Here is a 15,105-nt window from a genome sequence, read left to right as displayed (position 1 = left end):
ATAGAAAATAGGTCGCAGTGTTTACTCCTATACTCTACGACCTATTTTATTACTTTTAATTTAATTTAAATATTACTGCTGCTCTTGCTGTTCTCTTCCATCAGTCCTAATAGGAATGCTTGCAGATTGTCATTGAGCTTTTGAAGGTAGTAACCACCTTCCACTAAGACAATCAATGGCTTGTTTAAGGCTACCATCTTTTGTGCCAATATTTTAAATCCTTCGGTACTGACGGCACATCTCGCTTCTGGGTCGTTTTCATAAACATCAAAGCCCAATACATGAACTATCACATCAGGATCAAATAGCATCATCGCCTCAATAGATTTATCAATATAGTCAAAGAAGCCTGTTTCATCGGTGCCATGCGGCATTGGGAAATTGATGTTGTAACCTTCGCCCTCTCCTATACCTTTTTCAAACGCATGCCCTGTCACTGCTGGATAAAAATTAACGGGGTCACCATGTACTGAAGTATAGAGTACGTCTTTACGGTCGTAGAATATTTCTTGGATACCTTGTCCGTGATGCATGTCCGTATCTATAATGGCGATTTTTGCGTATTTCTGCCGTAGATGTTCGGCGATGATGGCAGCATTATTAAGATAGCAAAACCCACCCGCAGCGCTCTTACGCGCGTGATGACCAGGCGGCCGTGAAAAGCAAAGCTGTATATGATTGTCAGCACGCTCAGCGTCTGTTGGCTTATCATTTAGCAGTGCTTCGGCTGCGTTAAGTGCTGTTTGCGCCGACCAATAGATAGATGTCCAAGAATGCTCGCTGATGGGTGCACTGTCATCCGCTTGATACTTCGCCGCTTTTGCCATGATGCCTATACCGAGGTTATCATACGGCACATAAATTCCCGTCTGCACCTGCGCACCCAAATCTTCCTCAACCGCCATCCACTCATCATAGCCATGTTTGAGAAACTCAACATAACCAAAGTCATGAACCGCCAATATTGGTGCGATGCCAACATCGGTAGCAGTAGTGACTTCTAGACCCAAAGCCACTGGTGCTTTCAACAGCTCAACCATACGCTCTGGTATTTCTAACGGTTCGTGCATTTTCCCATAAGAAAAATAAGGTAACGGTCTATGCAGACTTAGATTTTCATGGCTGTATATTTTCATGCTCAACATTCCTTGTTTGACACTACTTGGTTTTACATTATTGATTGGGATACTGCTTTATTTAACATTGTTTTTTTTAAGAAGTTCCATTTTCTAGCTTGTGTGTTTAGTCTCTATCGCTGTAAATATACGGCTGCCGACGCTACTTTAAACAATTCCATCGGCTTTTAGCTTTGCGATCATCTCGCTGTCATAGCCCAGTTTAGCAAGTGTACTATCAGTATGCTCGCTCAACTGCGGTGGCGGCGTGCGATAGCTGACTGGTGATGCGGACAATTTGATAGGATTGCCAAGTGCTCTGACTGGACTGCCTTGCTCGGTGAAATTAACAATCATATTCCTTGCTTTTGCTTGCGGCATAGCCAAGGCTTCAGCCACATTATGAATCGCGCCGCATGGAATACCTGCTTGATCTAAAACCTCTAGCCAATAGGTACGTGGCTGCTTGGCAAATTGCTTAGACAGCTCACCGCACAGCAGTTCGCGGTTGGCAACGCGTTGTGGATTGGTCGTAAAACGCTCGTCGGTATGCCAATCAACTGCGAGCACGTCACACAGTTTGGCAAACTGACTGTCATTACCACAGGCTAAAATAAAGTGCTGCTCGCCCTGACCTGCAAATACTTGATACGGCACGATATTAGGATGTTGATTGCCTAGCCTTGGCGGTATCTTATCGGAGGCCAAATGATTCATACCGACATTGGCCAGCATGGCAAGCGCACTGTCGAGCAACGCCACATCGACATGTTGACCAACGCCAGTATGTTGACGAGCTAGTAGCGCTGCCTGAATACCAATCGTTAGCTGCAAACCTGCAAACAGATCAACCACTGCCACGCCAACTTTGTGCGGCTCGCCATCGCTTGGACCCGTGATACTCATCAGTCCCGACAACCCTTGGATAATATAATCATAACCGGGACGCTTGGCATCTGGACCTGTCTGTCCAAACCCTGTCAATGAGGCATAAATCAGACGCGGATTGTCTTGCTTGAGACTGTCATAGTCTAAGCCATATTTTTTCAGACCACCGACTTTGAAGTTTTCGACCAAAATATCACTCTCAGCGATTAGCTGCTTAATGATAGTTTGCCCTGTTGGTGTAGTGATATCGACCGTCAGCGATTTTTTATTGCGGTTAATCGTAGCGTAATAAGCGGAGGTGTTATCGCTGAATGTCGGCGGTGCCCAATGACGCGTTTCATCACCGATATGCGGACGCTCAACCTTGATGACTTCGGCACCAAGATCAGCTAACACTTGCGTACAAGAAGGCCCTGCCAACACTCTCGATAAATCAAGCACTTTAATACCATGCAATGCGCCCTTTGGCATATTAGCCATATCAATCATATCTGTCATGAGCTTCCCTTACTCTGTCGCGTATTTTGCGACTTTTAATCATAAAATTGTTATTCATGATTTAGCTATTTAACCGTTGAATCATGAATAACAACTGAAAAACGTACGCTACTGTTAATGCTCTTTTGATAAAAAGCCAAGCAGTAACGTACGTCATAAAATACAGTTGTACCAAAAATTATTAGCTAAAAATTCTTAAAAGAACGCTTGAATGCCTGTCTGTGCACGGCCTAGGATAAGCGCATGAATATCATGTGTACCCTCGTAAGTATTGACGGCTTCCAAGTTCATCACGTGACGGATAATATGGAACTCATCAGAGATACCGTTACCGCCATGCATGTCACGAGCGATGCGAGCGATATCAAGCGCCTTGCCGCAGTTATTACGCTTAATAAGTGAGATCATTTCAGGTGCTGCATTGTCTTCATCCATCAAACGACCCACGCGTAGCGCCGCTTGTAGACCTAAGGTGATTTCTGTCTGCATATTGGCAAGCTTTAGCTGTACCAACTGCGTTGCCGCTAGCGGACGACCAAACTGCTTACGATCGAGCGTGTACTGACGAGCCGCTTTCCAGCAGAATTCAGCCGCTCCCATCGAACCCCAAGCGATACCATAACGGGCTTTGTTCAAGCAGCCAAAGGGCCCTTTTAGACCACGGATATCTGGGAAAGCATTGGCTTCAGGAACGAACACTTTGTCCATGACAATCTCACCAGTGACTGATGCACGTAATGAGAACTTGCCCTCGATTTTCGGCGCAGATAAGCCTTTCATGCCTTTGTCTAAAACAAAACCGCGAATCTCGCCAGCATCGTCTTTTGCCCACACGACAAATACGTCAGCGATAGGACTGTTGGTGATCCACATTTTATTACCAGTCAACTCATAACCGCCATCTACAGCGCGCGCACGAGTAGACATCGATGAAGGATCAGATCCTGAGTCTGGTTCAGTCAGACCGAAGCAGCCTACATACTCACCTGTGGCAAGCTTAGGCAAATAACGCTCTCTTTGCTCTTCTGTGCCATACGCCCAAATAGGATGCATAACCAAGCTTGACTGTACGCTCATCGCTGAACGGTAGCCCGAATCAACGGCTTCTACTTCCTTGGCAATCAGACCATAAGCAACACTCGATAAGCCAGCACAGCCATAACCTTCAATCGTGACACCAAGCAGACCCATTTCACCCATTTGACGCATGATATTACGGTCAAAATTCTCATTGCGATTGGCCTCAATAATGCCAGGCATCAGCTCTTTTTGAAAAAACTGACGCGCGCTGTCGGTGACCATGCGCTCTTCTTCAGTGAGCTGGTCACGTAGTAAAAAAGGATCTTCCCAATCAAAGCGTGGGCTAGTAGATGTTGCCATGTGGATCTCCTTGGTATCAGTCATCCTGACTGACGAATAGTGATTGATACATCATTTGGTCTAACAAGTCATTGACTTCATTATTCCGCTGTGCGAAACTTAGTTTCATAATTTAAATCTATTTAAACAAAGTTTTACCGCGCTGTAAACCTTTATCAAAAAAATTGAGCATAAAATGACGAAACCCTTATCAAAAGCTACTCCGCTACTCGAACGCATGCATGCAACAATGAGTCAAAACAAGGAAGAGAATGACCGACAGTTTGTGACGGCATTGGGACGGGGACTAATCATACTGGCGGCTTTTGAGCACCATGAGCGGCTCACCCATCAACAGCTATGTCAGATGACCGAACTACCGAAAGCAACTATTACCCGCCTTATCCATACTTTAACCACGCTTGGCTTTTTACGTGTCACTGAGCACGGACAGTATCAATTGGGCAGTAGTGCTGTACGGCTCAGTGCGACCGCGTGGAGTCGTCATGACATGGTGGCATACGCTGAGCCATTACTGCGACAGTTCGCTAGTGAAAACGAAGTATCGGTGAATTTGGCAACCGAAGTCGAAGGAGAAATGCGCTATCACGCCTGTTGCCGTAGTCCTGCTCGCCTATCAGTCAACTTGCAGGTTGGCTCCGCCGTACCTGTCGCACGCACTGCCATTGGACGTGCTTTTTATGCGGTAAGTACGCAAGCGAGAAAGGCGGTCATCATTAGTAATCTACAAGAGAATTTGTCTGTTGAAGATTATAACCATGCGCAAACTGCCCTAGCCAGCGCAGCAGAGCATTATGAAAAATACGGCTATACCGTGTCTGATGGGGAGTTTTCTACTGACATATTAGCAGTCGCGGTTGGGGTATATGATGTCGCAAAAGGACAATACGCGTATTCGCTGAATGCCAGTGTGCCAAGTGCAAACTGGAAAGCGGACGACTATGCGGCAATGATAGTGCCTAAGTTGCAGGCATTAGCGGAGCGGATTGGTGGTGGGGTTTAAAACAGTAATATGGTGAAGATATAAGCCTTCCAGCCAGTCATAATTTTTCTATTAATATAAACTAAAGAGCTGGTTAATTGGCTGGCTCTTTAGCGTCCAGTACCCACACCGCATCATGCCCGACAAAATACGTATGATGGTCCGCCACTTCTATGTTATAAACATGGTCTTCATAAGGATTGGGGCAGACATCGTTATAGCGTCGCATCTGCTTATGAATACTTTCGTCTGTTAATCCCATTGAATCGCCATACTTTTTGATACTGGCTAAAGCTTTTTTGAATAAACCTTCATCACCAATTCTATTTTCTTTGATTATTTTTCCCTCAAAGATTAGAGGTGAGTGCATCTCTCTTACAAACCTTTCTGCACTATGTGTCTTAGGCGCTATGTCTTGACGTAATCTTACATTCAATGTTTTATAAAGATCAGGGTCTATAATAAAGGGTGCCTTTTCATTAATAAGTAACTTGGCATCAGAAGTTTGCAGATTGACGGTTTTGATTTCTTCTTTGAACGCTTCTTCTGTATTGGCTAAACTGACAAACTGATAGCCATCATCCGTAAATTTTACAAACTGAACCAGACCGTCTGTCTCCCATAAGTCATGTTCCTCAATACTCTGAGTATACGCTGTACCTTCAGGGAAGTTCGGTAAGGTGCGTACAGGGATAAACGAGTAATCATCAAGTGCAATCGTATCACCATGAGCAGACGTTAGATATCCAGCTGGTAAACGCTCCGCCGACAACCATTCACCTTCCGTATCTTCAGGCTGGCGAGTTACCCAAAATGGGTGGTTGCTGGTACATAAGATATAGTTTCTACCCTTCTCACCTTGCTTGGCTACCGTTTCGTTAAAGTATTCAACTTTAAAGATTCTTTCCTTTTTCGGGGATGTAAACGTACTTATGACAGGCTTATACTCTATATCACCGCTACCATCTTCAGGCTTGAAGAGTACAGGCTTTGATAAAATTAAGTCGCCCACTTTGATATCTTGGATTGGCACTAGACCCTTATCCGTATGTACCAATGTACCTGCGACAAATCCTGGAACGTTTTTATTCATATTATCAACTCACTGAGATTATTTATTATAAAATTCACCGTCATACACCCAAATGCCTTTTTTTCCTACAAAATAAGTATGAGTATCGGCGACTTCAATGTTATAGACATAATCAGTGAAGGCATTGGATGTAGCTCTGGAGTCATTCTCCCAATCTGGCACTCTGTAGGCTGCAACTAACTTACTATAGTACTCTATCTCGACACGATTCTCAGGATTGTCTTTGTCTAAAAACTTATGAAACTTCGCATAAGGTTCAGAACCATCCTCCGAATGTAAGTCCCTACCTAAAAGACTATTGTCATCATTAGTAAACACCTCTACAGCTTCACCATTCCTAAAGTCAATCACCCCTATATCAATTTCACCTGGATCTGCATGCTTATCTTGACAGCTGTGCATATACAACCCAACCTTTGGATCGCTAGTTGCTATGACATACTTTCCTCCAATTTGATAAGGATCATACACCTCTTCGTGATATCTACCAGATATGTCAAGTATTTCACCTTGATGGCCTCTTTCTGGAAAAATATAATTAACAATATCGTTAGATGTAATGAACTTTGCAGCTACCCATCTTGGTTTTTCCTCATCACTGACATGCGTCCAGAATGGATGATTATCAGTACAGTAAATACCCTCAACAGGCGTTATAATCTTTTGTTTAGTAGCAGACTTGATGGTTCTTATCACAGGCTTATAGACCAGTTCTCCTTCACCACTTTCATCCTTAGACAGTACTTTATCACCGATTTTTAACTCCTGAATCGGTACTAAACCTTTATCCGTATGTACCAATGTACCTGCGACAAATCCTGTGTTGTTCATTAATCTTCCTTTCATTTTTTATTATTGATGTGGTTAGTTATTTAAACTCGCATCATGTACCCATAGTCCAGCTCGACCAATAAAATAGGTATGATTGTCTGCCACCTCAAAGTTATAGACGGTTGCCTGATATAAAATGTGCTCACCTTGCGCGTTGGTCAATTGATTGAACATCCGCATGGTGCCTCCATTATCTTCAATATGTTGGCCCAAATAGCCTTTCTCCTGATAAAAGCTAATGTCATCAACATATCCCATACCCTTATATTCTACTTCGCTGTAGTCGAGCATATGCGCTTCGGCATCTTGTACATAATCATCGTAGTAGTCTTCATGATAATGCTTTTTATACCAGTAATAATTTGGATTGGCTTCTAAGTTATCATTAGCGACTTGATAGGTAGGTTGCACACGCTCAACGGTATACATTACGCCATCAGTATTCACAGCAATTTCATACTGCTGTAGTTCGTCCACACGTTTAAAGTGAGGCCGGTCATAGAACTCAATATCTTCCTGTGGGTTCTCCATGGCACCGACTACCCAAACAAGGTGATTGGGCGTCGCTAGAAAACTACTAAAGCGGCTAGCTGACTTGTATGTTTGATAATCAACCATCTCGCGATTTTTATTAAACTTCTCAATATTTTTCTCTAAACGCACGATCCACATCTCTTTGTCTTCATGCACAAAGGTCTTGACCACAGGCTTATACTCTATGTCACCACTACCATCTTCAGGCTTGGAGAGTACAGGCTTTGATAAAACTAAGTCGCCCACTTTAATATCCTGAATCGGCACTAGTCCTTTATCCGTATGAACGAGCGTTCCTGCCACGAATCCTGTGTTATTCATGTCTTATCCTTTTTGATCTTGTCGTTTTAACCCATCAAACCTCAGTCCAAACTTTAGCAGATACTTACGCAGTCGGTCGCTGTCGTTATTGCTTTTTAGCTGATTTCTAGAGTTGGCATACAGATAGCGCCCTGCTGGCGCTTGGTTTCTATGATTAATACAAATCTCAATCACACATGCCAATTGCACCGCATCAAATGGATCAATAGTTGTCAGCATGTCTTCATCGAAATATCTTCTTAAAATATTATGGCTACCCTGCTCGATGGTTTTCGCTATCTAAAGTAGCATATGAGCTATTTTTAATCACTTTATTGCATATACTGTCATTACTTGTTTGTGCAACCGAACTAACGCAGCTCCTAACGAAAGTGATTCTGACCAAACTGTTACCCATTGATACCGACGTAATGACGTCATGCGTGTATGATGTACGCGACAAATGTAAGCATCTTATCTATATCAATCATTACTATTGAGCCTCGCTATGCCTGAATCTCGTACCAATCTAAACCCTGAACCCAAAACCAGTTCGCCGTACTTTATCGGATTATTACTTCGCTATAGCACGTTTGGCGCGGCGATTTTAATTCTATTAGCGGGCTTATTATTGGTAAGTTGGTGGCTGATTGTGATCGGTGGTTTGGCTGTGGCACTTGGTATCTATGATTTGATTCAGTCCAAGCACGCTATCTTGAGCAACTACCCTGTCGCTGGACATATTCGCTATGTATTAGAGGATTTTCGCCCTGAGATTCGCCAGTACTTGCTTGAGGACGATAAAGAACAAGTACCGTTCTCACGTCAGCAGCGCGCACTAGTCTATCAACGTGCTAAGAATGTCAGTGACACCAATGCCTTTGGTACGCTAGATAATTTATATACTCATGGTAAAGAGTGGTTTTTGCAATCTACCATCAGTGCACCACTAGAAAACAAAGACTTTCGAATTATGGTCGGCGGTGAGCGTTGTCAGCAGCCACACGATATGTCAGTATTCAATATCTCAGCAATGAGCTTTGGCAGTCTCTCAGCGAACGCCATCATGGCACTCAATCAAGGCGCAAAATTGGGCGGATTTACTCATGACACGGGCGAAGGCGCGATCAGCCCTTATCATCGTAAGTTCGGTGGTGATTTGATTTGGGAGTTGGGTACGGGTTATTTTGGTTGCCGTGATAATGATGGTAACTTTGATCCACAGTCTTTCGCTGAAAAAGCCGTCGATCCGCAAGTTAAAATGATTGAAATCAAGCTTTCACAAGGTGCCAAGCCTGGTAAAGGTGGCGTCCTTCCTTCTAGCAAAATTACGCAAGAGATTGCAGACACACGTCAAGTACCTACGGGTCAAGACTGTATCTCGCCTTCTTCGCATACCGCATTTAGCACCCCGCGCGAGTTAGTCGCCTTTTGGCAGCAGCTGCGTGAGTTATCTGGTGGCAAGCCAGTTGGCTTCAAGCTATGTATTGGTCAGCCATGGCAGTTTATGGCGATTGTCAAAGCGATGATAGAGACGGATAACTATCCTGATTTTATCGTTATTGATGGTGCAGAAGGCGGCACAGGTGCAGCGCCTGTCGAGTTTATGGACAATGTCGGCATGCCAATGGTTGAAGGGTTTTTGCTCGTACATAATACTTTAGTCGGTGCAGGTATTCGTGACAAAATTAAGCTTGGCGTCAGTGGCAAGATCGTATCAGGCTTTGATATTGCGCGCATGATTGCGCTAGGTGCCGATTGGTGTAACTCAGCACGTGGCTTTATGTTTGCGGTTGGCTGCATTCAGTCGCGCTCTTGTCATACCAACACTTGCCCAACGGGTGTAGCTACCCAAGATCCATATCGTCAAAAGGCGCTCGACGTCCCTAGTAAAGCTGAGCGTGTTGCAAGTTTTCATAAAAACACGCTAAAATCGCTTGCCAGTATCGTAGGTGCGGTTGGTTTACAGCATCCTAGCCAATTACAGCCGTATCATATTGCACGCCGCTTAGACGATGGGCAGATTAAGCTGTTATCCAAATTCTTCTACTTTACTGATAAAGGCGCATTGCTCGATCATAGTGCCCGTGCCGATGTATTTAACCAGATGTGGGTCATGGCAAACCCTGATAGCTTCTTAGCCAATAATGACGCACTCATTGCTTATAACAAAGACTCGCGTGATAAGGGCAAGGAAACTGGCGCGCCAACAGAACACAGCGCTGGGTATAATTCTGAGCACTTGACCAATCTCACCGATGGTGGACGATTAATTGGTAATGTGAACAATACAATCCGTGACTTTCCGCCTACTAATGACTGAATCAGTGCCTAAATCGTTGTATTTAAAAAGTAGTGATGAAGAAGTAATTAAGCGGTAGATAGTAACCAAACTCAAATAATTTACACATTAAAAGACGCGTGATTGATGCCAAGTTCTATTTTTAACTTATTCTTATCAACGATAGTGCTTGCGCTAGGCCTGAGCGCTTGCCAGCAGACAAATACCAATGCGGCTAGCAGCGACACCGATAGCTGGTCATGTCAGACTGAAGACACGCCTTTTACTTATAGTTTTTGCCGTGTCGATGCTACCGCGTTAGCGAGCGAGCGTTATTCATTACAACTGTTTTGGCAATCTTCTGATAACAATAAGCCTTTGCTAACCTTTGATGCGTTATTGGCCACATTACCGAACAGTAAGACCCTTAACTTTGCCATGAATGCAGGCATGTATAATGAAAACTATGCACCGATTGGCTATACAGTCATCAAAGGCAAAGAACTCAAATCGTTAAATGTAAGAGAAGGTGGCGGTAATTTTCATCTATTACCTAATGGAGTTATGTGGTGGGACAAAGCTGGCACAGTGCAAATCACCGAAAGTAATGCGTTAAATGAGCAGCTAAAAAATGGTGATGTGCAGCCTTGGTATGCGACGCAATCTGGTCCTATGTTGGTCATCAATGACGAGATACACCCACAGTTTAACTCTGATAGCAGCTCAATCAAACTGCGTAATGGTGCAGGCGTTTGCCGTGACGGCAGTATACAGCTTGTTAATAGCGATGAGCCTGTGACCTTTTATCAGTTTGCAGAATTATTTAAGGATGAGCTGGGTTGTTCAAACGCGCTGTTTTTAGACGGTGGTATTGCCTCAGCGTTGTATGCGCCTAGTATCGACAAGCAGGATAAAAAAGAGATGGGCGTGATGATTGGATTGGTTGAAAATAAAGAGTAATACGTCTTTATATCTTTAGGTTAATCTCTTTCTTCTCATAGTATGTTGCATAAAAAAGCACTTGGCGTGATTATTTCATGCTAAGTGCTTTTTTATAAACGTTTATTTTGAGTATTATAGTTAAAGAACTCTAAAATGGGTACAAGGCAGCCGACTGCAAATAGTACAAATAGTCCATCTAAGGAGGGTAACGACGTAGCGGTTTAGTAGTTCACCGACTATATGTTAAAAACTAGCCACCCAAACTCATTTTGGGGCCAAATGGTTCGTAGTGGACGCTATCGACACCATGATCTAATGCTACTAACCCATCAATCATGCTCTCCATAAATGGCATCGAGCCGCATACATAGATATCAGCAGGCTTAGACAAGGTAGCAAGCCATGTCTCATCTAATATCTGCCCAGACTCAAAGTAAAATATATGCTTTTCTACACTCTCAGCCTGTTCGAGTAACTTACTAACTTGATCAGAAAAAGCATGATGAGCGATATTTTGACATGCATAAACCCAGATAATAGGTCGTTTAGGATTGGCTAATACTTGCGCCTCTAGCATAGACAGTACAGGCGTAACCCCGACCCCTGCACTCATTAATACCAATGGAATATCATTTTGCTGTACCAAATCTTGATTGAGCGCGAAGTCGCCAGCTGGTGCCGACAGCAATACCGTGTCACCCACTTCTAGTTGATCATGCATATAGTTAGAGACTAAGCCATGATGCTCATTACGGTTATCACGTCGAACCGCAAACTGAATGCCCGTATCGGTACTGGCAGAGTATAGAGAATAATGGCGCAAGGCTATATGGTCGCTGTCTTTTGGGTCTGTTTGTACTGTGATATATTGACCAGCAGTTAAGGTCAACTTACTCAAATCAATATCTTGAGCGTTTGCTAAATCATCACCTGTTTTGTTCTCACTCTTATCGACTGGTGCCACGGTAAAGGCTGCGATATCTGTAGCGACCGCTTCCTTTTTAATTACCTTAAACGGTGCAAACCCCTGCCACATTGCTTCTTCATACATACCATGTTCAATCTGGATAAATACTGAGGCAATTTCATCATAAGCTTCTGTCCAAGCAATAATGATGTCGTCAGTGGCTGCCTCTCCTAGCACTTCTTTTATCGCCCCAATTAAATGCTTACCGACGATAGGATAATGCTCAGGCAAAATCTGTAAGGCTCTATGTTTATGGCTAATCTGGGTCACTTGTGGCAATAGCGTAGCCAGTTTGTCCAAGTGCTTGGCAGCGGCCAATACTGTCATTGCTAGCGCCGTCTGCTGTCTTCCCAATTTTTGATTGGTCTCATTAAAAATATCTAACAGCTCAGGATGCTCATTAAACATATTTTTGTAAAACACAGTGGTAATCGCAACGCCATGCTCTTCGAGTACAGGAACAGTTGCGGTGACGATTTCTAACGTTTTTGGTGAGGCCATGTTGTTTCTCTTAGTCATTAACTTCATTGGTAAATTGAGATGTTAAAAATAATCCGTCTAAACTGGCAATAATGAGTAGACTTTTTTACAGTGGTTATCAAAATTTTTAGCCGACTAATTCAGAAATACTTATAACATTCATTTTAAATAAATGTTAACACACTTTATTAGACATACCAATATAGGATGACTATAGAACCTATTTGCATCGACAAAAAAACAGCCGCTATGTCGTCATAACGGCTGTTGTTATAATGATTTACTCTGTGTTAACAGGCTTTATTTATTCATCAATCGGGCTGAATATCAAAATTACCGTGCCATATATTGAGTCATTTCTTCAACACCATGTAGCGTCATCGGATACATCTTATTTTCAAACAGTTTTTTAATTTCAACGATGGTTTGCGTATATTGCCAATACGACGGGTTTTCAGGATTGAGCCAAGTGACTTTATCAAAATGCTCCAGTACACGCTTTAACCATACGATGCCCGCTTCATTATTCATATACTCTACGCTGCCGCCTACTGTCATCAGTTCATAAGGCGACATCGATGCATCACCGACGAAGATAACACGATACTCACGGCCATATTTATTGAGTAGCTCAAACGTTGGCATCGGCGCACTATGGCGACGATTGTTGTCCTTCCACACATAGTCATACAAACAGTTATGAAAATAAAAGAACTCTAAGGTTTTGAATTCATTTTTTGCCGCAGAAAATAGTTTTTCGAGCGCTTCGACATGGATATCCATACTGCCGCCCACATCAAACAGCATCAACACTTTGACACGGTTACGGCGCTCTGCCTGCATATGTATATCGAGCACACCCTTTTTTGCCGTGCGCTTAATCGTCTCATGAATATCAAGCTCATCAGCACTGCCAGTCCGCGCAAACTGACGTAGATTGCGTAGCGCCATTTGAATTTGGCGAGTACCGAGCTGATTATCGTCATCGAGATTGCGATATTTACGCTGCTCCCAGACTTTTGCTGCGCTACGTTTGCGAGACTCACCGCCGACACGTACGCCTTCTGGATGATCGCCATAGGCACCAAATGGCGAAGTACCGCCTGTGCCTACCCATTTACTACCACCTTGATGACGCTCTTTTTGCTCTTTTAAACGTTCCTCTAACGCCTTCATCAGCTCTTCAAGCGAGCCATATTTTTTCAGTAATCGTCTTTGCTCTTCGGTCAGATTTTTGGGATCGAGCTTCAGATCCAGCCACTCTTTGGGCACATCTGTTAGCTTGGCCAACAGCTCATCCATATTGAGACTATCGACACCTTCAAAATAATCCGCCATGGCCCGATCGAACTTATCAAAATGGCGCTCGTCTTTGACCATGCACAGTCGAATCAGCCGATACATATCTTCGCGGCTAGCAAAAGTAGTCAGTGCTGGATCTTCAGGATGCGACTGCATCATCAGCCCTTTATCTAACGCGGCATTGAGATCGAGCAGCTCGCGCGTACTGACTGGCACGCCATAAGTACGCAAGGTATAGAATAGTTTGATAAACATAAGAGTCGTATCACTTATTGGCTGATATTATTATCTGGTGATATTGCTGATATCATTAATTGGTACAGGTTGAGCGCTTGCGTTGACTTTTACATCAGACATTCGATATTGGATATAAAAGGTTAAAGCCAATGCAAGCGGCAAACATTAACGACGCATCATATTGGCAAAACGCTGTAATAAACTCACATCTGCCTCGTTTTTGAGCAACGCACCATATAGTGGCGGGATAGATTTCTCACCGCGCAGATTTTCTTCTAATTCGTCCTGAGCCATATCATCAGCAAGTAACAAGGTTAACCAATCGACCAACTCAGACGTTGATGGTGGCTTTTTAAGACCTTGAATACCACGCAGCTTATAGAAGATATCCAATGCATCATTGACCAGTTTTTCTTGAATGTCTGGAAAATGCACTTCGATAATTTGGCGCATGGTTTCTTCTTCTGGGAAGTCGATATAATGGAAAAAGCAACGACGCAAAAACGCATCTGGCAGCTCTTTTTCATTGTTTGAGGTAATAATAACTACTGGACGCTGCGCCGCTGTAATAGTCTCGCCCGTCTCATAAACATAAAAAGACATCTTATCAAGCTCATGTAGCAAATCATTTGGGAACTCGATATCGGCTTTATCAATCTCATCAATCAGTAGTACACTACGCTCTGTACTGGTAAAAGCGTCCCACAGCTTGCCCGGCTTGATATAGTTGGCAATGTCATAGACCTTATCATCACCCAACTGTGAATCGCGCAGGCGTGATACCGCATCATACTCATACAGTCCTTGCTCCGCTTTAGTCGTCGATTTTACATGCCAAGTAATCAGTGGCATACCTAAACTCTCAGCAACTTCTTCGGCAAGCAACGTCTTACCTGTGCCAGGCTCACCTTTAATTAATAATGGCTTTTGTAAGGTCATAGCGGCATTTACGGCCAGTTGCAAATCATCGGTAGCAATATAACTACTGGTACCAGTAAAGTTTTTCTTAGTATTGTCAGCTGTGGTCATAATCAGATCTCGATTGTTGTTATAGATAAGTTGTTATAAATGGATAGGTCTAAAACATAAATGACTAATAAAGGATAAATTAGTAAAGAATAAATTAGATTAGCACAGCCTGATGCATTGCCAAAATACTCATGCGTTCGCATTTATTAACAATTGTTATGTGCAATGTATAGTGAGCAATTATTTATATGTCTAATAAACAGTCGAGCATAAAAAAAGACACGCAGCGGTGTCTTTTTATTCGGG

General features: G+C 43.2%; 13 protein-coding genes. 3 read left to right on the top strand and 10 right to left on the bottom strand.

What is annotated here, in order from left to right; all coding sequences use genetic code 11:
* Positions 1-65: 65 nt before the first annotated feature.
* From JMX63_RS00715 to JMX63_RS00705, 3 genes are all read right to left on the bottom strand, one after another.
* A complete protein-coding gene (locus tag JMX63_RS00715; RefSeq protein WP_201570035.1) occupies positions 66-1,136 on the bottom strand; it encodes a histone deacetylase family protein in 1,071 nt (356 codons plus the stop codon).
* Between the two features lie 147 nt (positions 1,137-1,283).
* Entirely contained in the window at positions 1,284-2,492 is a 1,209-nt protein-coding gene (locus JMX63_RS00710; RefSeq protein WP_201570247.1) for a CaiB/BaiF CoA transferase family protein, read from the bottom strand.
* A gap of 204 nt (positions 2,493-2,696) precedes the next feature.
* Positions 2,697-3,881, bottom strand: coding sequence for an acyl-CoA dehydrogenase (locus JMX63_RS00705; RefSeq protein WP_179799224.1), 1,185 nt, complete (start codon positions 3,879-3,881; stop codon positions 2,697-2,699).
* 175 nt (positions 3,882-4,056) lie between these two features.
* On the opposite strand from JMX63_RS00705, the gene JMX63_RS00700 reads away from it, so the two are divergent.
* Positions 4,057-4,884, top strand: a complete 828-nt coding sequence (locus tag JMX63_RS00700) for an IclR family transcriptional regulator (RefSeq protein ID WP_227673192.1) — start codon at positions 4,057-4,059, stop codon at positions 4,882-4,884.
* A 73-nt stretch (positions 4,885-4,957) separates the two neighbouring features.
* Here the strand turns inward: JMX63_RS00700 and JMX63_RS00695 are convergent, their stop codons facing one another.
* From JMX63_RS00695 to JMX63_RS00680, 4 genes are read right to left on the bottom strand one after another with little or no spacing between them, the layout of a single operon-like run.
* Positions 4,958-5,956: a hypothetical protein gene (locus tag JMX63_RS00695; RefSeq protein WP_201570257.1), complete on the bottom strand. Its 999-nt coding sequence runs from the start codon at positions 5,954-5,956 to the stop codon at positions 4,958-4,960.
* 18 nt (positions 5,957-5,974) lie between these two features.
* Positions 5,975-6,787: a Hint domain-containing protein gene (locus tag JMX63_RS00690; protein ID WP_201547794.1), complete on the bottom strand. Its 813-nt coding sequence runs from the start codon at positions 6,785-6,787 to the stop codon at positions 5,975-5,977.
* A gap of 33 nt (positions 6,788-6,820) precedes the next feature.
* A complete protein-coding gene (locus tag JMX63_RS00685; protein WP_201570033.1) occupies positions 6,821-7,642 on the bottom strand; it encodes a Hint domain-containing protein in 822 nt (273 codons plus the stop codon).
* Between the two features lie 3 nt (positions 7,643-7,645).
* A complete protein-coding gene (locus tag JMX63_RS00680; protein WP_160021331.1) occupies positions 7,646-7,861 on the bottom strand; it encodes a hypothetical protein in 216 nt (71 codons plus the stop codon).
* 268 nt (positions 7,862-8,129) lie between these two features.
* Here JMX63_RS00680 and JMX63_RS00675 point away from each other — a divergent pair, with 268 nt between their 5' ends.
* Both JMX63_RS00675 and JMX63_RS00670 read left to right on the top strand, forming a co-directional pair.
* A complete protein-coding gene (locus tag JMX63_RS00675) occupies positions 8,130-9,944 on the top strand; it encodes an FMN-binding glutamate synthase family protein (protein ID WP_165596781.1) in 1,815 nt (604 codons plus the stop codon).
* A gap of 105 nt (positions 9,945-10,049) precedes the next feature.
* Complete coding sequence (locus JMX63_RS00670; RefSeq protein ID WP_201570031.1) at positions 10,050-10,862, top strand: phosphodiester glycosidase family protein; 813 nt, start codon at positions 10,050-10,052, stop codon at positions 10,860-10,862.
* 232 nt (positions 10,863-11,094) lie between these two features.
* On the opposite strand, the gene JMX63_RS00665 is transcribed toward JMX63_RS00670, so the two are convergent.
* From JMX63_RS00665 to JMX63_RS00655, 3 genes are all read right to left on the bottom strand, one after another.
* Positions 11,095-12,312: a globin domain-containing protein gene (locus JMX63_RS00665; protein ID WP_201570023.1), complete on the bottom strand. Its 1,218-nt coding sequence runs from the start codon at positions 12,310-12,312 to the stop codon at positions 11,095-11,097.
* 312 nt (positions 12,313-12,624) lie between these two features.
* The gene (locus JMX63_RS00660) at positions 12,625-13,848 is read right to left on the bottom strand and encodes a vWA domain-containing protein (protein WP_201570021.1); all 1,224 of its coding nucleotides are present in this window, start codon (positions 13,846-13,848) and stop codon (positions 12,625-12,627) included.
* Between the two features lie 147 nt (positions 13,849-13,995).
* Positions 13,996-14,859: an AAA family ATPase gene (locus JMX63_RS00655; RefSeq protein ID WP_101205695.1), complete on the bottom strand. Its 864-nt coding sequence runs from the start codon at positions 14,857-14,859 to the stop codon at positions 13,996-13,998.
* Positions 14,860-15,105 lie beyond the last annotated feature (246 nt).

The organism is Psychrobacter nivimaris, assembly GCF_904846365.1.
Lineage (GTDB): Bacteria > Pseudomonadota > Gammaproteobacteria > Pseudomonadales > Moraxellaceae > Psychrobacter > Psychrobacter nivimaris_B.
Note: the sequence above shows the minus strand (reverse complement) of the source record. Positions and strands in the feature narration are given on the sequence as shown.

What these genes read in the sequence shown, in the direction of transcription:
- JMX63_RS00660 (WP_201570021.1), bottom strand. Translation starts at nt 13,848, where the DNA reads ATGTTTATCAAACTATTCTATACCTTGCGTACTTATGGCGTGCCAGTC.
- JMX63_RS00695 (WP_201570257.1), bottom strand. Translation starts at nt 5,956, where the DNA reads ATGAATAAAAACGTTCCAGGATTTGTCGCAGGTACATTGGTACATACG.
- JMX63_RS00655 (WP_101205695.1), bottom strand. Translation starts at nt 14,859, where the DNA reads ATGACCACAGCTGACAATACTAAGAAAAACTTTACTGGTACCAGTAGT.
- JMX63_RS00700 (WP_227673192.1), top strand. Translation starts at nt 4,057, where the DNA reads ATGACGAAACCCTTATCAAAAGCTACTCCGCTACTCGAACGCATGCAT.
- JMX63_RS00685 (WP_201570033.1), bottom strand. Translation starts at nt 7,642, where the DNA reads ATGAATAACACAGGATTCGTGGCAGGAACGCTCGTTCATACGGATAAA.
- JMX63_RS00715 (WP_201570035.1), bottom strand. Translation starts at nt 1,136, where the DNA reads ATGAAAATATACAGCCATGAAAATCTAAGTCTGCATAGACCGTTACCT.
- JMX63_RS00710 (WP_201570247.1), bottom strand. Translation starts at nt 2,492, where the DNA reads ATGATTGATATGGCTAATATGCCAAAGGGCGCATTGCATGGTATTAAA.
- JMX63_RS00705 (WP_179799224.1), bottom strand. Translation starts at nt 3,881, where the DNA reads ATGGCAACATCTACTAGCCCACGCTTTGATTGGGAAGATCCTTTTTTA.
- JMX63_RS00675 (WP_165596781.1), top strand. Translation starts at nt 8,130, where the DNA reads ATGCCTGAATCTCGTACCAATCTAAACCCTGAACCCAAAACCAGTTCG.
- JMX63_RS00680 (WP_160021331.1), bottom strand. Translation starts at nt 7,861, where the DNA reads ATGCTGACAACTATTGATCCATTTGATGCGGTGCAATTGGCATGTGTG.
- JMX63_RS00665 (WP_201570023.1), bottom strand. Translation starts at nt 12,312, where the DNA reads ATGGCCTCACCAAAAACGTTAGAAATCGTCACCGCAACTGTTCCTGTA.
- JMX63_RS00690 (WP_201547794.1), bottom strand. Translation starts at nt 6,787, where the DNA reads ATGAACAACACAGGATTTGTCGCAGGTACATTGGTACATACGGATAAA.
- JMX63_RS00670 (WP_201570031.1), top strand. Translation starts at nt 10,050, where the DNA reads ATGCCAAGTTCTATTTTTAACTTATTCTTATCAACGATAGTGCTTGCG.